At 38.9% G+C, this 18,495-nt stretch carries 16 protein-coding genes; 8 read left to right on the forward strand and 8 right to left on the reverse strand.

Annotated elements, in window-relative coordinates; genetic code table 11:
• Positions 1-1,575 carry a glycosyl hydrolase family 18 protein gene (locus tag CH364_RS08100; protein ID WP_100743023.1) on the reverse strand — a complete coding sequence of 525 codons (1,575 nt, stop codon included), beginning with the start codon at positions 1,573-1,575 and terminating at the stop codon, positions 1-3.
• Positions 1,576-1,718: 143 nt separating this feature from the next.
• Here CH364_RS08100 and CH364_RS08105 point away from each other — a divergent pair, with 143 nt between their 5' ends.
• Positions 1,719-2,429 carry a queuosine precursor transporter gene (locus CH364_RS08105; RefSeq protein WP_100743024.1) on the forward strand — a complete coding sequence of 237 codons (711 nt, stop codon included), beginning with the start codon at positions 1,719-1,721 and terminating at the stop codon, positions 2,427-2,429.
• 6 nt (positions 2,430-2,435) lie between these two features.
• Positions 2,436-3,206, forward strand: coding sequence for a glycerophosphodiester phosphodiesterase (locus CH364_RS08110; RefSeq protein WP_100743025.1), 771 nt, complete (start codon positions 2,436-2,438; stop codon positions 3,204-3,206).
• On the opposite strand, the gene CH364_RS08115 is transcribed toward CH364_RS08110, so the two are convergent.
• Positions 3,185-3,541: a VOC family protein gene (locus tag CH364_RS08115; RefSeq protein WP_100743026.1), complete on the reverse strand. Its 357-nt coding sequence runs from the start codon at positions 3,539-3,541 to the stop codon at positions 3,185-3,187. The genes CH364_RS08110 and CH364_RS08115 overlap by 22 nt on opposite strands.
• Here CH364_RS08115 and CH364_RS08120 point away from each other — a divergent pair.
• Genes CH364_RS08120 through hisC form a run of 3 tightly spaced genes read left to right on the forward strand, consistent with a single transcriptional unit; the run spans position 3,523 to position 7,510 of the window.
• Positions 3,523-4,884, forward strand: a complete 1,362-nt coding sequence (locus CH364_RS08120) for a hypothetical protein (protein ID WP_100743027.1) — start codon at positions 3,523-3,525, stop codon at positions 4,882-4,884. The two genes, CH364_RS08115 and CH364_RS08120, sit on opposite strands and share 19 nt — an antisense overlap.
• A 24-nt stretch (positions 4,885-4,908) precedes the next feature.
• The gene (locus CH364_RS08125; protein WP_100743028.1) at positions 4,909-6,411 is read left to right on the forward strand and encodes a 2-isopropylmalate synthase; all 1,503 of its coding nucleotides are present in this window, start codon (positions 4,909-4,911) and stop codon (positions 6,409-6,411) included.
• Between the two features lie 4 nt (positions 6,412-6,415).
• Positions 6,416-7,510, forward strand: a complete 1,095-nt coding sequence (gene hisC, locus CH364_RS08130; RefSeq protein WP_100743029.1) for a histidinol-phosphate transaminase — start codon at positions 6,416-6,418, stop codon at positions 7,508-7,510.
• Positions 7,511-7,592: 82 nt separating this feature from the next.
• On the opposite strand, the gene CH364_RS08135 is transcribed toward hisC, so the two are convergent.
• Together CH364_RS08135 and CH364_RS08140 are read right to left on the reverse strand one after the other, a co-directional pair.
• On the reverse strand, positions 7,593-7,997 hold the full coding sequence (locus tag CH364_RS08135) for an Hsp20/alpha crystallin family protein (RefSeq protein WP_100743030.1): 405 nt from the start codon (positions 7,995-7,997) through the stop codon (positions 7,593-7,595).
• Positions 7,998-8,008: 11 nt separating this feature from the next.
• Positions 8,009-8,452, reverse strand: coding sequence for an Hsp20/alpha crystallin family protein (locus CH364_RS08140; protein WP_100743031.1), 444 nt, complete (start codon positions 8,450-8,452; stop codon positions 8,009-8,011).
• 155 nt (positions 8,453-8,607) lie between these two features.
• Between CH364_RS08140 and CH364_RS08145 the strand changes: the two genes are divergently transcribed.
• The 3 genes from CH364_RS08145 (at position 8,608) to CH364_RS08155 (ending at position 11,521) form a co-directional block, all read left to right on the forward strand.
• Positions 8,608-9,066 (forward strand): RidA family protein, encoded by a 459-nt coding sequence (locus tag CH364_RS08145; RefSeq protein ID WP_100743032.1) that lies wholly within the window; start codon positions 8,608-8,610, stop codon positions 9,064-9,066.
• Positions 9,063-9,611: a hypothetical protein gene (locus CH364_RS08150; RefSeq protein ID WP_100743033.1), complete on the forward strand. Its 549-nt coding sequence runs from the start codon at positions 9,063-9,065 to the stop codon at positions 9,609-9,611. The genes CH364_RS08145 and CH364_RS08150 overlap by 4 nt, the downstream gene beginning before the upstream one ends.
• Before the next feature lie 572 nt (positions 9,612-10,183).
• Positions 10,184-11,521, forward strand: coding sequence for a hypothetical protein (locus CH364_RS08155; protein WP_125232005.1), 1,338 nt, complete (start codon positions 10,184-10,186; stop codon positions 11,519-11,521).
• Between the two features lie 29 nt (positions 11,522-11,550).
• Here the strand turns inward: CH364_RS08155 and clpA are convergent, their stop codons facing one another.
• From clpA to CH364_RS08175, 4 genes are read right to left on the reverse strand one after another with little or no spacing between them, the layout of a single operon-like run.
• Positions 11,551-13,812 (reverse strand): ATP-dependent Clp protease ATP-binding subunit ClpA, encoded by a 2,262-nt coding sequence (gene clpA, locus CH364_RS08160; RefSeq protein ID WP_100743035.1) that lies wholly within the window; start codon positions 13,810-13,812, stop codon positions 11,551-11,553.
• Positions 13,809-14,150: an ATP-dependent Clp protease adapter ClpS gene (gene clpS / locus CH364_RS08165; protein ID WP_100743036.1), complete on the reverse strand. Its 342-nt coding sequence runs from the start codon at positions 14,148-14,150 to the stop codon at positions 13,809-13,811. Before clpS ends, clpA begins: the two co-directional genes overlap by 4 nt.
• Positions 14,151-15,317 carry a GNAT family N-acetyltransferase gene (locus CH364_RS08170; RefSeq protein ID WP_100743037.1) on the reverse strand — a complete coding sequence of 389 codons (1,167 nt, stop codon included), beginning with the start codon at positions 15,315-15,317 and terminating at the stop codon, positions 14,151-14,153. It abuts the gene before it with no gap.
• Positions 15,318-15,332: 15 nt separating this feature from the next.
• Positions 15,333-18,482: a SpoIIE family protein phosphatase gene (locus CH364_RS08175; RefSeq protein WP_100743038.1), complete on the reverse strand. Its 3,150-nt coding sequence runs from the start codon at positions 18,480-18,482 to the stop codon at positions 15,333-15,335.
• Between the last annotated feature and the right edge of the window lie 13 nt (positions 18,483-18,495).

An 18,495-nucleotide genomic window follows, 5' to 3' on the forward strand; every position in this document is an offset into this window, starting at 1 on the left:
TTAAAACTTTTTTGTTTTGGATTTGGATTTGAATTCTGATACTTTCAATGAATCTTTTGTATCATTGAAAGGAACTGCTGTATCTTCTTTTGGTTCTTCTTCCTCTTTTGCTTTTTCTACAGGAGGAAGTTGTCCTTGGACAAGTTTACTCAAATACACATTGATTTCAGGATCATTGTCTGTCACAAGTTGCCAAAAGGAAAATCCACCTAAATCGTATTTACGTAGAAGTGTCATTTTTTCTTCGAAGGCCCTGCGGTTCATATAAAAAGCTACACGATCACAACCACCACTGCTATACCAAAGAGAAGGATCTTCGTAAGCACGGTTTTTATGGATGTCAGCAAACTTAGATAAGTTTTTCCAATTCGCTACTTTGTTTTCTTCGTTTAAGATGCGATTGATATCGGTTGGTTGGCGATTTTTATGAGTTCCGGCTTTGATCCTTTGTGCATCCGAATGGTAAATGGCCTTGGCTGATGCCTTACAATTCAGAGCCCAGTCATATCCGTAAGTTGGGATCGCCATATAAAGTTTGTGAGTTGGCACTCTTTTTTTCGCGTAAGTGATGATGTCTTTCAACCAAACATTGGGAGCTTGGGGACCAGGGCCTGGGTTATGGTATTTTCTTGGATGAAGTTCATAAGCCATAATTTTAACTCGGTCTGCGTGTTTGGCAAGAAAAGCATAGTCATGGGTGGTTGGCCCTCTCCAATTTTCACGAAAATCAAGTGCAATTGGTTTTGAGAGACCACGGCATTGGAGTTCTTTCTTTTTGCTCTTTTCTGCAGGAGTTTTTGGATGTACTGCCACCGAAATGAGTTTTCCTTTTTTATGAACTTCACGAGCAAGGAGAACAAAGAACTCTTCGAATTTTTCTTTTTTATCGCAAGACATTCCTTCATAATCGATATCTATTCCATCATAACCATAAGTCATAATTTCATTGACAATGACTTGGATATGATGATCACGAATATCGTTACGTCCACCCATTCCAATGTTTTCTTGGATTTTCTCTTTTGGATTTTCCCAACGAAAGATGGTAGGAATGATTTTCACTTTTGGATTCAGCGCACGAAGTTCTTGAACTCGTTCCTTTCTAGAAGTACTAGACCAACTGGAAATGAGTTCTCCGTTATTGGAAAGCCCACCTTTCATCGTATAAATAAAAGGATGGATTTCATTGTAAAGATGCACCGTTTTTTTCATGGCAGTCCAATCTGTCGACCAAGCGGAAGAACGGAAACTTACGTTATCGTCAGGAACAAAACCAGGAAGTTCCACAGATTCCTCTGGGTTTTCGGTGTTTGTTTGGGTTTCTCCGTTTTCTTTAGTTTCCATCTCGGATGGGGTTCCGAGAGAAGGAGTGGATGCTTCCACCACACTAGGATTGGCATTTCCCACTTTGGCAGTATCTTTTAAAACAAGAGCGGTTCCATCATTTTGGATTAAGTTCATTCCTAAATAAAAGGAGATTGCGGAAAGAAACACCCAAGAGGCAAATAATAGTGTATATTTAGCTGCATTCGACAGCGGACGTTTGGATGTGGATGGGTTTTCAGATTCGGACATAAATTACTTCTAGTATGATTATCGATCGTATGATAAAAAAAGAGTAGAGATTATTAAAAGAACTCACTACCTATTTCTCATCCCATAATTTTTTAGGCAGGAATCTCTCCTAGTCGAAATTAAAAAGAAAGGAAAAAGATACAATGCACCTTCTCAAACAAAAACCAGTGATTCTTTATACGGTTCTTCTTAGTTTTTTTCTAACCTTTCTCCTTCTTGCGGAACTCACTGGTAGTAAATTATTTTTTGCCTTTGGATTCACAATGACCATGGGGGTTATCCCTTTTCCCGTTACCTTTATCATCACAGATCTTTTGAATGAATACTATGGTCGAAAAGTGGTTCGTGCTACAACGTTTCTCGGCATGGTGATGATTGGATTTGCTTACCTCTTAATTGTGATCGATATCCAAATTCCCGCAAGCCCTGAATCGCCCATCGATGATGCCTCCTTCGAACGTGTGTTTGCCAATTCGGGTCTTGTGATTCTTGGTTCCATCATTGCTTATGTGATTGGTCAAATGATAGACCTAAATACCTTTCACTTCCTTCGTAAAAAGACAGGAGGAAAACACATTTGGCTCAGGGCCACAGGCTCCACTGTCATCTCCCAACTCATCGATTCTTATGTTGTGATTTTTATCGCTCTTGGAAAATACCATCCTGTTTCTAAACTTGTCTCCATTGCCAATACCAACTTTCTTTATAAATTGGGAGTGGCCATTCTCATCACACCACTTCTCTATGCCATCCATATCTATATTGATCGTTATTTAGGGGAAAGTTTGAAAAAACAAATGTTCCATGCGGCAATGGAAGAAGAAGGTTTGGAGTCCACCATCCAACCAGGGTAATAGAAAATGTTCCAACCAAGAATCGAAAGACTCAAATCCATTTTAGGAAATGTACCTGCCAATATTGGCCACAGGGGTGCTCGTGGCCTTGCTCCAGAAAACACCCTTGTTTCTTTTCTAGTGGGAGCAGAGTCCACAAGGTTTTTTGAATTGGATACGATGCTTTGTGCTTCGGGCGAACTTGTTGTCATCCACGACTTTACAGTCGATCGAACCACTGATGGAAAAGGGAAGGTTTCTGAATATAAATATAGAGATTTAGCTGAACTCGATGCGGGGAGTTTTTTTGAAGAAGCCTTTGAAGGAGAACAAATTCCGACACTCTCTCAGGTTATCCAGACTCTCCCCGAAACCACAGTCTTTGATATTGAAATGAAAAGTGAAGGGAATCCAGAAGAGAGAAAGGCACTCGCGCTTGCTCTTGTGAAACTCATTCGGAAATGGAATTTAACTAATCGAATTTGGGTGAGTAGTTTTGATTGGGATCTTGTGGATCTCATAAGACAGGAAGAACCAGAAGTACTTCGTGGCCTGCTAGTAGAAAAGGGAGATTCGCTAAACAAGAATTATATGGACTATGAACCAGATTTAATTCTCCCACATCTTTCTGCTTGTTCCAAAGATTTTGTGGAAGGCCTAAAAAAACAGTCTCTCCTTGTGATTCCTTACACTACCAATACAGAAAAAGAATGGCAGGAGTTACTAACAGCGGGTGTGGCCGGACTCATCACTGACTTTCCAGACCAATTGGCCTCTTATTTAGAATCTGTAAAATAAATCCAAACCCAGTTCCCCCAAGGGTCTTCCCATAAGGAATAATTTTTCCCTGGAACTTGCTCGATTAACTTCAAAGAGGAAAACTGGGGGTGGTTCTTTACCTTCTGATCACAACGAATGGTGATGGTTCCTGGGCGAACCGGGCAATGTTCTGTATTTTTAGAGAATACTATGGTTTCACCAGAAGTCAGTTTCAATTCCGAATGCCCAAAACTTTCTTTTAGGAGAGTCCCGCCTAAAAACGATTGGTAAAAACGAGCAGGAAGGCCAGTATTTTCTCCTCCGTCTAAGTTCAAAGAGTAAAATTGTAAATCGAATGTTGTCCCGCTCTCCATCCATACTTTCCTATTTTTTATTTTTTTCAATTTCTACTTTCGTTAACTTTTTGTTATGCGAAACTATCTATTTTGAACCATTACATTCGGCAGATAGTTTGTATCTTCCTTTGTTTCTAAAGGATTTAGTTTCTGGTCTTGGGATTAGACATTGGTATCTACCCCCCTCTCCCTATTTTTTTCCTGATCTATTATTGTATCTATTCCTTTATCCGGTCGTTCCTTTTCTGTATCTGCCTAGTGTTTATGGAACGATACAAATGGCTTTAGTATTATTTGGAATTTTTATCTTTCTATCGAAGTATACAAACCAAACAAAGTCATTCCAATTTCTCTATCTCTTTGAAATCCTTTTTATTTTTTTCTCTCTTTTGGGATTCTCGTTTAGTGATCGACCTCTCCCGCTAGTTTATTTTCTTTCGGGAGCACACCATAGCACGGGTTTCTTTTTTTCTCTCCTACTTTCCCTTTATCTATACTCTTTGTTAAACGAGAGAGAAAAAAGGAATTTTAGTCCTTCTTCGATTCTGCCACTTCCCTTAGTTCTATTGTTTTTCTTTAGTTTTTCTCTACTGTATATTTCCGATCGATTTTCTTTTGCTTTGGGAGTGATTTCTTTTTTTGTGGTTCGCATTTGGGACGACGAGTTACCATACTCTGTAAGAATTTCTTACTTTCAAACAAAGCGGTTTTGGCTCCTCGCCATTCTTTTTTTTCTTTTTAGCGAACTTATCTTTTGGGGACTGAAATCGTTTGTCTCCATTCCCAGTAGTATCCAGATTTTATTTTCCTATCTTTCAAAACACAGTGCTTGGGAAATCATTCAGCTTTCGGTGACTTACCTTTGGGATTTTTCTAAACATATATTTTACCAAGGAAAGTCCATTCTTGTTTTAATGGGACTCGGGCTTCTATTATTTCCCAGGTTTCCCAAACTAAACCGCCATTTACTCATCGTATTTTTTCCAGTCCTTGTTGGACTTTTACTCACCATCGGAAGGTTTACCTACCTCCATCCTTATCCCATCCGGTATTTGTTTCCTCTTTTGTTTTTTGGACTTCTCGGGGTTACTTGGGTGGTCAGTGCTACGATCCAAAAAGGAAATCCTATTCTTTTTTTTGGATTGGTTTTAGGACTTTGCTTCTTTCTTTTAACTTTTCCGCATCCAAGAGGAGAAACCAAGACATACTTTTCAAACATCACCGACACAAAGGTTCCTTACCACTTAGAAAAACCCATTCGGTTTTGGACTGATGGTAAAAGGGCTCCCATCCCTATAGATAAGGACGGAAAACCCTACCATTGGATCACAGGGGCATTCCATACGCACTTGACAGAGTGAAGCGAACCTATGATCTGGAAGTAGATGGAAGATTACGTACGCATATTTGATACTACTTTAAGGGACGGGGAACAGTGCCCTGGGGCTGCCATGAGCGAAGATGAGAAGGTAGAGATTGCCCAACACCTAGCCCGGATGAAGGTAGATATCATTGAGGCTGGATTCCCAGTTTCCTCCCCTGTACAATTCAAAGCTGTCGAAAGGATTGCTCGTGAAATTGAAGGCCCAGTCATATGTGGACTCGCCCGTGCACTCCGTCCCGATTTAGAGGCGGCTCGTGATGCTTTAAAACCTGCCAAACAAAAACGCATTCATACTTTTATTGCCTCTTCTCCCATCCACATGAAACACAAGTTAGGCAAGTCTCCCGCAGAAGTTTTAGAGATGGCAAGACTTGCTGTAAAAATGGCAAGGGACTTTGTTACCGATGTAGAATTTTCACCGGAAGATGCCACTCGCTCCGAATGGGAGTTCTTACGCGAGTTAGTCGAAGCTGTCATTGAAGAAGGTGCCACTACCATCAATATCCCAGACACAGTGGGATATACCACACCACAAGAATATATGGATCTCTTTCGTTTCCTAAAAAAGGAAGTGAAAGGTGCTGACAAAGTCATATTTTCTGCACACTGCCACAATGACCTAGGACTTGCCGTCGCAAACTCTCTGGCAACCGTTCTTGCCGGTGGTCGTCAGATAGAATGTACGATCAACGGGATCGGAGAAAGAGCTGGAAACACTGCTATGGAAGAAGTGGTGATGGCTCTAAAAACAAGAAAGGATGCTTTTGGCGTAGAAACAAAAATTGATTCCACCCTCATCACTCGAGGTTCCCATTTGGTAAAAACCATCACAGGGATGGTTGTCCAACCTAACAAAGCCATTGTGGGCGCCAATGCCTTTGCTCATGAATCCGGAATCCACCAAGATGGTGTGATCAAAAACAGACAAACCTATGAAATTATGACTCCTGAATCCGTGGGACTGAAATCCAACCGTATGGTTCTTGGACGCCATTCTGGTCGGGCAGGTTTTAAAGACCGAGTCATTCGAATGGGTTTCGATCCCAAACCAGAAGAAATTGACAATGCATACAATCGGTTCCTTGAAATTGCAGATAAAAAAAAGGAAGTATTTGATGAGGACATCGCTGCACTTTTCCAGGCAGAGATCAGCAGGTCCCAAGTGGATGAAAAATATCGTCTCCTTTCTTTTGAACAAAATACTGGATCAAACAAAACTCCCAGTTCCAAAATCTCTCTCCAAATCAAGGGAGAGGTCAAAGAAGGCGAAGCGCATGGTGATGGCCCGGTGGACAGTATCTTTAAAGCCATTGGCCAAGTGACAGGTCTTTCGCCGCTCCTCTCAAGGCTTGTGATTTCTCCTGTAACCGAAGGCACGGATGCGATGGCTGAGGCATCCGTAACTTTAGAAGACGGGGAACGTCGGGTTGTTGGGAAAGGTGATTCCACAGACATCATTGAGGCCTGTGCGAAAGCCTATATCAATGCCCTAAACCGGTTATAACCAAATGTCCACTCAATCCAATAAATTTTCGATCGAATCTCTTTTGCGTAAGGAACTAATCACATATAAACCATATACACCTGGTGAACAACCAGGCCTTAGTGCCTCCACGATCAAACTAAATACAAACGAAAACCCATACCCTCCTTCTCCGAAAATCAAAGAGGCTGTGGAAAAAGTTTTACAAACAGGTGTTTTGCGAAAATACCCAAACTACCACTCCCGAAAATTACAAGAACTCATAGCAAAAGATTATGACTTAGACCCGGATCAAATTTTGGTTACGAATGGGTCTGACGAAGCCTTACGTTTGTTATTCCAAGCGCTCGTGGGCCCAGGAGATGTCATTGTGGCACCAGACCCAACCTATTCCTTTTATCCTGTGTTAACAGAACAAATGATGGTGGGAGCCATTTACAAAGCGGTTCCACTCAAATCCGACTTATATTTTGATTTTGAATCTTTGGGAAAAGAACAAGGAAAATTACTTTGTTTTGCCCATCCCAATGCACCGACCGGCGTGGAAGAACCAAAGGAAAAACTTTTAAATTTAGTTAAAAATTTTGAAGGGGTTGTTCTTTCCGACGAAGCCTATATTGATTTCACAGAACCTAACTCTACTTTGATGGCAGAAATCAAAAACCATCCGAACCTATTAGTATCTCGTACCTTTTCCAAATCCTATGCTCTTGCTGGACTCCGTGTGGGTTATTTAGTGGGATCGCTCGAAGTGATCTCTTGGATTCGCAAACTTAAAGATTCTTATAATGTAGGAATTTTGGAACAAGTTGTTGCAGAGGCCTCTTATGCAGACAAAGAATACTTTTTGGAAAAACGAACTCTTGTCATTTCAGAAAGAACCAAACTAAAAAAGGAATTGGAATCTCTTGGTTTTTTTATTCCCGAATCTTCAACTAATTTTTTATTTTGCAAACCAAAGTTAGGTGTTTCTCCTGAAAGTTTATATTTGCAGTTAAAAGATAAAAACATTCTCATTCGGTATTTTTCTACGGGAATTTCCAAAGACTATGTTCGGATCACCATTGGAACAGAAGAAGAAAATACGAAACTACTAGAAACCATTCGATCCCTAATTTAAATAAAAAACCCGGCACCTCTTTAAGAGATGAACCGGGTCCGAAATCAAATTCACTTTAGATTTACCAAACACCAAAGAGACTTTATTTCTGAATTTCGATTTTTGTTTTTTTAGGTTCCATTTTTGGAATCGTTAATTCCAAAATCCCGTTTTTCATTTTGGCGGTGGCTTTGTCCGAATGGATTGCTTTGCCTATTGTAAATTTTCGGAAGCAATTTCCTTCCTTGTATTCCGCAAGTCGCACTTGACCACGAGATTCCTGTGGCATTACAAACTTACCTTCCAAAATTAGTTGGTCTTTTTCAATGGATATATCTACCGAAGATTGGTCTACCCCAGGCATTTCCACATGGAAATAAAACGCATCCTCAGTTTCCATTACATCCACGTTAGGTGAATAGACACGAACATTCGTTGCCGATTTTTGATCTTTACCTTCAACTGTTTCTGTAACTTCTTGTTTGTTTTCTTTTGTGAGTGTATTCATATCGAATCTCCTTACCCGATGGTGATGGATACTTTTTTAGGTTTATCTTCTTCTCTACGAGGAAGGTGGATGTTTAAAATTCCATTTGTGAATTTTGCAAGGACCTGCTCTCCATCCACACGGAATGGAAGTTCCAAGGTTCTACGGAATTCTCCATTGAAGATTTCACGACGAAGGACTTCGGTTCCCTCTGCGAGTTCTTCTGTTTTTTTCTTTCCGTGGATTGAAAGTAAATTGTCCTTCACATTGATTTCGATTTGGTCTGGTTCGAGTCCTGGAAGCAAACAAGTCACTAGGGCCTCGTCTTCCTTCGTATAAACGTTTACCGGAGGGAAATTGGACGAAGATCCAAATTGACTGTCCAAAATGGAACGAGTCAACTCATCGTTCAGTCTATCAAAATCTCTCCAGAACTGATTTGCTTTGGTTTGTGGGTCTAGAATTCGGAACAACATGCTCATTCTCCTCTTTAGCACTCGTGCTGCACGACTGCCATTTCGATTAGCAATCTATATCTTTGACTGCCAATCGTCAAGAATGTTTTCCATTTTAACTAATTTTCCAAAAAAAATTTTGTCCCGGAAAGCCATCCTCTCTAGCCTGGAATCCAATGCTTATCCAAGAAACGTTGATCCAACTGGGTTTGGAAATTCCTCCAGTACCGGCTGCCCTTGCTGCTTATATCCCTTCTAAAAGGTCAGGAAATCTGATTTTTACTTCCGGACAACTTCCTCTTGTTAGCGGGAAATTAAGAAAAACAGGAAAAGTTGGCAAAGATTTAAACCTCGATGAAGCAAAAGAAGAAGCAAAACAATGTGTCCTCAATGCTCTTGCTGCATTACTACTTCATATCGATTCCCTAGACAAAATCAAATCGATTGTCAAACTGGGAGTGTTTGTAGCAGGAACACCAGAATTCACCGAACAACACTTAGTCGCGAATGGTGCCTCTGAACTACTTGCAGCCATTTTTGGCGAAAAGGGAAAACATGCGCGTTTTGCCATTGGTGTGAGTTCACTCCCATTGGATGCTAGTGTAGAATTGGAAATGGTAGCAGAAGTAGAATGACAAATACCCTTCTTTCGAAATGTTTCAATTTGATTCAATTCTTAAAAGAATCTCTTTTATTTGTTCCCGATCTATTACTTGCTTGGTGGCACCTAACAAAAAGAATCTTTTTGGCTCTCTATCGTTATTGGAACACAAAACTTTTTTTTGATAAAATATTCTTTATTTTTTTATTTTTACAGTTAGTCTTCTCTGTTCTGCCTTGGTTTTCATACCAAATTCGTTTTTTTGAAACAGAAGAATCCATTTCTCTTGGGCCAAAATTAAATTCCGTGTTTATTTTACTAAGTCTTCTCAATTTTTTCTTTTTAGGATTTTGGAAATCGGCATGGACAAGGGTTTGGTTTTTCGCATGCCAAATGATAGCTATCGTTTTCGTGATTTGGGGTTATTTGGATCCCAAACGTTATTTTTATGATTTTGTTAAACCCGAAGAAGTAGGCCTTGGACTTCCGTTTTATTTATTTTTAGGATCCTTATTTGGTGCTTTTGTATTTGGATACCTCACCTTTAAACGAGAGGATGAAGTTTTAGGTAGGATCTAAAACCAACTTAAAAGATGTTTATACTTTTTGACCTAATAACGATTTTATGCGGTGCAAAACTAATTAATGACAATTTTTTAAATTCGAAGAGATTCACTGAGGTTTTTTTTCTTTTCTTACTAGTTTATATTATACTGACACAAGAGATTCTATCTTTTTTTAATGTTTTAAACCAAACATTACCTCAATATCTCATTTCTTTTCTTTGTTTTTTCTGTTTAATACCATTCATAAAACAAATTAAATTCCATGTTCCTAAATTTCCAAAACCCTTTTTTCATAGATTGGCGGTTTCGATTTTTTTAGTATTTCTACTCCTTAACCTTTGTATCGTATTAATCTTACCGCCACATAACCATGATTCACTTGCTTATCAGATTCCTCGTATATTCGGCTATTTATCGCAAGAAAACTATGAAATATTTAGAACAAACTATTGGGCACAGGTCACTCACCCGCATGGAGCAACGAGTTTGTATATTTGGCTCTGGAAAGGAACAGGATATCTACCATTATTACAAATGTTTAGTCTTCTTTCACTCCTAGTTTTATCCATATCGAGTTTTCATATTATGGAGCTAATTTCTGCAAATAGTAATGTAAAATATTTTTCTTTAGTTGCGAATCTCTTTATTGTTGAAACGTTATTAATTTCAACAACCACGCAAACTGATATTATCCAGACTGCTATAATTTTTAGCTCAATCAGTTTGTGCCTTTTTCTTAAGAACCCATTGATCCATTGGAATGATTCAAGAATCGCTATTATTTTAGGATTAATGGTGTTCCTACTCGCAGCCATCAAAGAAACCTTCGCTCTTTATGTCTTATCCATGATTCCCTTTTTTGGGAAAAATCTTTTACCAGCAAGAATACAATTTAAATTCCTTGGAATCAGTCTTCGAAACACGTTTATTATCGCATCAATTGCTTTCTTCGGCATTTTTTTTGGTTATACGACTAATCTAAAGCATTACGGATCTCCTATCGGACCACCAGAAGTTTTAAAAGAGCACACACTAATAAAAGATCCCATCTGGATCTCCGGTTTTGATAATCTAATTAGATTCACTTCAGATATTCTTACTCTTGACGGCCTTCCCCCTCAAGTTTTCAAGGAAACAAATCGTGATATAAAGACAATTGTTGCCAACATTTTTGCGGTTATATCAAAACACTACCTTTTGCCAAGGAACTCTAGGGCAGAGTTTAATCCAGAACGAGAACAAAGAATTCATGAAGATTTTTCATATGGTGGAATCTGGGGAATTATTGTATTTCTATCTGCATTTGTTTTACTTATCAAAAGACCAGTTCATTTTCCAACAATTGCACAATTATTCCTCTATTCTGCATTCCTATACTTTATTATTAATGCTTTCGTCGGTCCTTATGATCCATGGAGAGGAAGATATTTTGCAGGAATGTTTTCCTTTCTCATCATACCAGTTTCGTTTTTTTTGTTTCAAACTGACAAAAATGCAATCCGCATAACGATCGCCACTTTAGCACTAACATTTGCTAGTTTGTATGTAATAAGCAAAAGAGAAGGAAGAGAATATATAGGGAAAAACTCTGCTTTTTGGAAATCTTTTAATACCAATTCATATACAAATGATCCTGATTACAAAGTCATAGCTGACTTAATTTATGAAAAAATGGAAGGAAAAGAGAAGCCAATATCTATCGGTATTTGTATTCCTCAGGACACACCTTCCCTTTTTTTATATAAATACGAAGGCTTTAGAGAGAATAACGTAATAACTATCTTTGATTATGAAGATGGACTTTCACCGCATTTGCTAAGTACGGTTGATTACACCTTCTTCCACGAAAATTATTTAGAGAAAATACCTTCGGATTTTGCTCTAAAAAGAGGATTCTACTTAAGAAAAACGATCAGACAATAGAATCCTTTCTTTTAAAAATTCGGGGTCACCTATAATGGAGTGATTTCCAAAACTTCTTTTCCGTCTTTCTCCATCACATCCACAAGAAAACGACTTCCCTTCTCTTTCTGGAAAAGGATTTTTTTGGAAAGAGGTTTTCCAATTTCTGCATTGAGAATTCTTTGAATGGGTCTTGCTCCCATGGTTTTGTCGTAACCAGTTTCTGCCAAATATCTGACTGCTTTGTCTGATAACTCCAATTGAATTCCTTTTTCGTTGGCTTTGGCTTGCAAAGTGCGAAACATCCGTTTGACAACTAGTTCCACTACTGCAATGGAAAGTGCACCAAATTCCACAACAGCAGTGAGTCGGTTACGAAATTCAGGTGTGAATGTTCTTTCGATGGCTTTGAGAGACCTGTCATCATACCTGTCAGTATCAAACCCAAGGAGGGGTTTGGAACTTTCCTGGGCACCGGTATTTGTTGTTAAGATCAGGATGACATTACGAAAATCTGCCTTTTTCCCTGTGCTATCGGTGAGTGTGGCATGATCCATCACCTGCAAAAGGATATTATAAATATCTTCATGTGCCTTTTCAATTTCATCAAATAACAAAACACAGTGGGGATTTTTACTTATGGCATCCGTGAGTTGACCACCTTGGTCATAACCCACATACCCGGGAGGGCTACCAATGAGACGAGATACTGAATGTTTTTCCATATACTCACTCATATCAAAACGGAGAAACTCCACTCCCATTTTTTCTGCCAAAGTTTTTGCCACTTCGGTTTTGCCCACACCAGTAGGCCCTACAAAAAGAAAACTACCGATTGGTTTCCCTTCGTCACTGAGACCAGAGCGAGAATAATGGATGGCATCTACCACTTGTTCAATGGCATGGTCTTGTCCAAAAACAATGGATTTGATTTCCGAATCAAGAGTTTCTAATTTCTTTTTGTCATCGGCCTTGACGGTTTTTTCTGGAATTTTTGCAATTTTAGCAACAAGGGATTCGATTTCCAAAATCCCTATTTGTTTTTTTGCCTTGTCCTTTTTTTCGTCGCGTAACTTTACAAAGGCGCCAGATTCATCCATTAAATCTATGGCTTTGTCTGGTAAAAATCGATCCCTTAGGTGAAGGCTAGATAAATCCACACAAGCTTCGATGGCTTTGGCACTGTAAGTAACGCCGTGAAAGGATTCGTATTTGGGTTTGAGACCTTTCAAAATTTCGATCGCATCTTCTCTGGATGGTTCTGAGACTTCAATCTTTTGGAACCTACGAGATAAGGCATGATCCTTTTCAAAAATCGATTTATACTCTTTGTAAGTAGTTGTTCCAATGCATTTCAATTCCCCATTGGCAAGAGCAGGTTTCATCAAATTGGAAGCATCCAAACTCCCACCAGAGACCGCACCGGCACCCACTATGGTGTGGATTTCATCCACAAAGATAATCCGTTCTGGTTTCCCAACAACTTCTTGTAAGATGGCTTTCAAACGTTCTTCAAATTCCCCGCGAAATTTGGTTCCTGCCATCACAAGCCCCATATCTAGTGAGTAAATTTCTAAACCCAGTAAACTTTTTGGAACAAGGCCTTTTACTACTCGTTCGGCGATCCCTTCCACAATAGAAGTTTTTCCGACTCCAGCCTCTCCCACAAAAATAGGATTATTTTTACGACGCCGAGATAAAATATGGATCGTTCTTTCAATTTCAACTTCTCGGCCAATACAAGGATCTAATTTTCCTAACCTTGCTCTTTCCGTAAGATTAACACAAAATTTTTCCAGTGCGGATTTCCGAGAACCACCTTCAACTTCTTCTGCATCCGTTTCTTCGGCAAAATTTGGTTCTTCGGATTCCGTTTCTTTTTTAATTCCATGGGACATGTATTTAATTACGTCCAGACGGTTCACTTCTTGTTTGGCGAGTAAATAATAGGCTTGGCTATCTTCTTCTCTAAAAAGTGCTACAAGAACATTGTTTCCATCCACTTCTTCTTTGCCAGAATTTTGAACATGGAAGGCTGCAAACTGGATGACAAACTGAACACCGACAGTGTATCTTGGTTGGATTTTTAAATCTGGAACGGCTATGGTAGAAAGATCTTCTTCAAAGTATTCTGTCAGTTCTTTTCTCAGCAGATCCAAATCACAACCTACATTGACTAAAACTTCTTTTGTTTTTTCATTATAGGTAAGACCATATAACAAGTGTTCTAATGTAATAAATTCATGGTGGTATTTACTTGCTTCGTTACCAGCAAGTTCTAAGGTTTTTTCTAAATCTAGGGAAAGGTTCATTCGTCCTCCTCTTTCGCCAATTGGCATTGTAATGGATGCCCCGCATCATCTGCGAGTTTATGTACTTCTGCAACTTTTGTCCGAGCAATGTCCAAAGAATACACCCCACAAACGGCTGATCCTGAAGTATGAGCCTTCCACATAATTTGACGAGATTCTTCCATTGTTTTCCGAAATACATTTGCTAGTACAAAGACGACAAATTCCTGCGGAGTGTAGTCGTCATTGATCAGAATTACCTTATACCGATCTGGCTTTTTTAATTTCTTTTTCTGTTTTTCTCTTTCGAGAAGTTCCACATTCATATCTGTATAAGATTTACGTTTTGGATCTGACACTTAGGTTCCCTCCCGGAGTGATTTGATAGGCGACTGTGAATTATAAGCGGAAATATTTTCTCTTTCCATAGTGATTTCTAGTTCCAAATAGGACTCAATAGCGGCTCTTCCCTGTTCATTATAAATATGATGCAAACTATACATGGGAACGGCTTCATATCCTCTTAAAAATTTATGTTCGCCTTGTGCCCCGGCTTCCACTCGTTCCATTTTATGTTCAATTGCAAAATCAATCAATCGGTAATAACAACATTCAAAATGTAAGTTGGGAACATGTTCCAATGCTCCCCAATACCTTCCAAACAGGAACCCGTCCCGAAATACATTCCAACTCCCACCGATAGGATTACCAGAAAGGTCGGATGCCAAAACAAGTACCAATCGGTGGCGAAAATTTTGATGCATTTCTAAAAAGAATTTCCGATTCAAATAGGGTTGCCCCCATTTTTTGGAATGGGTGTCCTGATAAAACTGATAAAAGATACGAGCGTGGTCTTCTGTGATTTGGTCACCTGTTAGAGTTTGAATCCGAAGTCCCGATTCTGAAATTTTTCGCCTTTCCTGGCGGATCGTTTTTCTACGGTCTTTGACAAGAGTAGATAAAAACTCTTCAAAATTCGCAAAACCTTTGTTAAACCAGTGGTATTGATGAGAAAGCCTAGGTGCAAATGAATTTTGTATGCCTAACTTCTGTTCTTCCTCTTTACAAAATAAAATATGAACGGATGAAGTTCCTTTTTCCTTTCCATAGGCCAAAACTGTTTGTAAAAGAAGAGAACTCAAATTTTCTTTTTCCTCTTCGTTTAAACCGTCGGAAAGTAAAATCCGAGAACCCGTCACAGGAGTGAAAGGAACGGCAATCGTCACTTTGGGGTAATAAGGAATTCCCGCGCGGTGGAAGGCATTGGCCCATTGGAAATCAAAAATATATTCCCCATACGAATCACTCCGAAGGTAGGCAGGAAGGACTCCCACCAAAACCCCATCTCGCCTAGCGGAAGTTAAAACTGGAATCCAATCTGAATTTCCAATACAACCAGTGTTTTCTAAAGCAGATAGGAATTCGTATTCTTGGAAGACGGAATCAGGTGGTACCAAAAGATTCCATTCTTCCTTTGTAAAGTCCCGAAAGGTATCGGATATTTTTATCGCAAACGATTCATTCAATGTAGACTTTAGACTCTAACTAACTACATCTTGTTTGTTTTGTTTTTTCCGAATGTGGTCAAGAAGCCTTTGCAAACTTGGATTTTCAGGATCGAGTTCCAAGGCCGAACTCAGAATGTTCTCTGCCCGGGAAAGATTTTTATCCGCCAAATAGGTCTGACCCAAATTGATCAAGTTTTTGACATGGTTTGGATCACGTAGGCGCACCCTTTCCCCAAAATCGATGGCAGTTTTGATATCAGCCACTTTTCTTGCACAAAAAGCAGTGATGTACATAATTTCCGTATCCATAGGTTTTAACAAACTATAGTCTTTGGCCATTTTTTTGGCATTTCCATAGTCTTTGAGTTTCAAATAGAGTTGGATGAATTTCTTTTTGATCTCCGGAATGTTCTCTTCCAAAGAATTTGCTTGTTCCAAGTATGAAACCGCCTCTTGGAGATCCGCAGATTCGCTCGCTTCTTTGGCTTTATGTAAAAGCGATTGGATTTCTTTTAGTCTTTCTTTTTCAATTTTATAACGTTCTTTTTCTTCGATGAACGATACACGTAAAAGCGAAAGGTCATCCGTGAGGCTACCGTATTGGCGCAATTCTTCGTAAATTTGATCCAAATCTCCTTTTCCTGATTCTACGACTTTCAGGAAAAGTCTTTCGTCTTCATTGATCACTCGTTTCCCATCTTCTGTATGCGAAATGAGTAAATCATCCCGACCATCGGACCCAGCAATCAAAACATCACCAGCTTCTAATTGAAAGGTTTTGATATACAAATTTCCTTGTACGCCTGAAGTTCCGAGTTTACGAAACATAAGTTCGTTTTCGATAAAGCTGGCAATCCCGTCTCGGTAAAGAACCATCCACGGGTGTTCTGCATTAATGAAATACAATAACCCAGTTTCATTATCAATGAGACCAAGGACAAGTGAGACAAGCATAGATCCATCAAAACCCTCAAAGATCTTATGAAGTTCTAAAAATGTATTTTTAATCCATCTTTCTGGATATGTGTTTCTTGCTTCACTAAGAAGTTGTGTCCTTGTAATGATTGATTCAAAAACAGAACCAAGGACAAGTGCCCCACCAGCACCTTGCATGGATTTACCCATGGCATCTGCATTCAGAAATACAGTATAGGAACGATTGTTAAGAAAAATTTGATTAGCGATATTCAAATCCCCACCAATCTCCTTTTCATATTGGCGAAAGGTAAATTTTTTCTTCTGTTCCAATAAAAAATCTACTTGTACATTATCATGATTCGCATGATTGGCATTAAACGGTTGTAAAAGAAGGGAAGTTAAAAAATAATCCCCATCTTGTTGGTGTTTGAGAGATTGGACTTCTTTTAAGGAATTTTCTAACTCTTTTGTACGCTCTTGTACCTTTACTTCCAATTGGTCTGCATACTGTTCCAACTTCTTTCTTGCTGCTTGGATGGAACGCACCATTCGGTTGAAGGATCTCGCCATAAACCCAATATCATCTTCTACATAAACAGTCAATCTATGTTCTAAGTTTCCAGAGTTTACCTCTGTCAAACCTTCTATGATTTGTTCGATTGGTCTTAAGAGTGCAAATAGGAAAAACAAACGATATCCAAAAATCACAAGTACAGCCAGAGACAGTACACCGATGATCCAAGGAAGTGTAACTTCTTCTTGGAATTCGCGGTAATCTAAATAAGGATAACCTACTTCATGGATGAGACCCTTTTCTTTATCCACTACCAAATAACTGACAAAAAACGAATACTTAGGATTGTCCTCTGAGAACTTGACTTTACCTCGGTAATTTCTATCTCCATGGTTAGGCATTGGTGCAAACATTTGATCAAGAACTTCCGATTTTTTTTCTTCCGGGAGTTTTGATTCTAAAACGGAACGTGCAGCTCCATAAAAACCTGACAGTGGGCCCTCTTTTTTTGAAACAAGAGATTCCGCTCCTTCCGAAAAATTCTTCGCAGGGATTTCTCTTAATTTGTTTCTTGTGTATAGAATTTTCCGTTTTTCTGATTCAAGCTCATCAATCAATGATTCCGGAGTTGAAATTTTATCTGATGCCAAAAGACGTTTGATCTCTGCCGCATAACCCTTGCTTGTTTCAGGAAGTTTTGGTAATAAATTGCCAGTTTTTTCTTTCCAATTTGTTTGATTCTTAAAAGAAAGTATAGTCTCTAATGCCCAGGAATTCCAATATTCAGATTCATAACCAACCGGATCTACAGCAGTTACATCCATACCATTCTTCTGAAGAAACTCTTTTTGATGAATATCATACGTATAATGAAAACTGGGAATTTGGTCTGTTTCGATTCCAACAATATAGTTTTTTGCCCTAGCCGTATGCACCATATCATAGTTTGCTTCGGATTGTTGGATCACTGAATAAGCAACCAACTGCAAAACAAGTAAAAACGAAGCAAGTGAGATTCCTATGATTCTAGATATGATAGTGGTTTTGTCTTTTGTGTTGTTGATATAAACTACGTTAGCAACAAATAATCCAATCACCAATACAAGATCAGTGATTGTTTGATAAAGTCCACGTCCTATGGCACCATCTCTTGACTGTGCATTCATGATTCCAGGTAGGATCGTCACAAGTATGAATGCGATGAGAATACTTGCAGTAGCAAACCGAGATTCCTTTGGCATCTTAAAAATTTGAAGAATGGCAACCAAAGAAAAAGTAACAAAAAAAACTAAAACGATAAGTGCGTATGCCTTGTAAAAGACCGGAACTGGAAAATCCCAATAATGCCCACTAAAAAAGAATAACCTACCAGCCGTTAAACTTATATAAACAAAATATCCGGTAACTGTTACAACAACAAAGGTCATGATTCGAAAAAGGTTCTTTTTCAACCGTGGAAAATAAACTTCGGGATAACTTAAGAAAAAACTGGTTAAATAGGAAGCTCCTGCCATGGCTCCAATGATCACAAACCAACGCATATAAGCGGAGGCAGGTCCCATAAAGGAAAAGTTAATCATATAACCAAAATGGAAAAGTCCAAGCCAAAGAGTTCCCATCCCAAGTCGGTAGGTAGCCTCTGATTTTTCTTTCACCGTTAAAAAAAATTGTGCATTGTAAAAAGTAAAAATAACACCGACAAGAGAGCCGAATGTATAAAAATCAAACGCTATATTTCCCCAAGAGTTCATGGGTGAAAACCCT

This window comes from Leptospira harrisiae (genome assembly GCF_002811945.1).
Classification (GTDB): Bacteria; Spirochaetota; Leptospiria; order Leptospirales; family Leptospiraceae; genus Leptospira_A; species Leptospira_A harrisiae.

What these genes read in the sequence shown, in the direction of transcription:
- CH364_RS08100 (WP_100743023.1), bottom strand. Translation starts at nt 1,575, where the DNA reads ATGTCCGAATCTGAAAACCCATCCACATCCAAACGTCCGCTGTCGAAT.
- CH364_RS08105 (WP_100743024.1), top strand. Translation starts at nt 1,719, where the DNA reads ATGCACCTTCTCAAACAAAAACCAGTGATTCTTTATACGGTTCTTCTT.
- CH364_RS08110 (WP_100743025.1), top strand. Translation starts at nt 2,436, where the DNA reads ATGTTCCAACCAAGAATCGAAAGACTCAAATCCATTTTAGGAAATGTA.
- CH364_RS08120 (WP_100743027.1), top strand. Translation starts at nt 3,523, where the DNA reads ATGTTGTCCCGCTCTCCATCCATACTTTCCTATTTTTTATTTTTTTCA.
- CH364_RS08115 (WP_100743026.1), bottom strand. Translation starts at nt 3,541, where the DNA reads ATGGAGAGCGGGACAACATTCGATTTACAATTTTACTCTTTGAACTTA.
- CH364_RS08125 (WP_100743028.1), top strand. Translation starts at nt 4,909, where the DNA reads ATGGAAGATTACGTACGCATATTTGATACTACTTTAAGGGACGGGGAA.
- hisC (WP_100743029.1), top strand. Translation starts at nt 6,416, where the DNA reads ATGTCCACTCAATCCAATAAATTTTCGATCGAATCTCTTTTGCGTAAG.
- CH364_RS08135 (WP_100743030.1), bottom strand. Translation starts at nt 7,997, where the DNA reads ATGAATACACTCACAAAAGAAAACAAACAAGAAGTTACAGAAACAGTT.
- CH364_RS08140 (WP_100743031.1), bottom strand. Translation starts at nt 8,452, where the DNA reads ATGTTGTTCCGAATTCTAGACCCACAAACCAAAGCAAATCAGTTCTGG.
- CH364_RS08145 (WP_100743032.1), top strand. Translation starts at nt 8,608, where the DNA reads ATGCTTATCCAAGAAACGTTGATCCAACTGGGTTTGGAAATTCCTCCA.
- CH364_RS08150 (WP_100743033.1), top strand. Translation starts at nt 9,063, where the DNA reads ATGACAAATACCCTTCTTTCGAAATGTTTCAATTTGATTCAATTCTTA.
- CH364_RS08155 (WP_125232005.1), top strand. Translation starts at nt 10,184, where the DNA reads ATGGAGCTAATTTCTGCAAATAGTAATGTAAAATATTTTTCTTTAGTT.
- clpA (WP_100743035.1), bottom strand. Translation starts at nt 13,812, where the DNA reads ATGAACCTTTCCCTAGATTTAGAAAAAACCTTAGAACTTGCTGGTAAC.
- CH364_RS08175 (WP_100743038.1), bottom strand. Translation starts at nt 18,482, where the DNA reads ATGAACTCTTGGGGAAATATAGCGTTTGATTTTTATACATTCGGCTCT.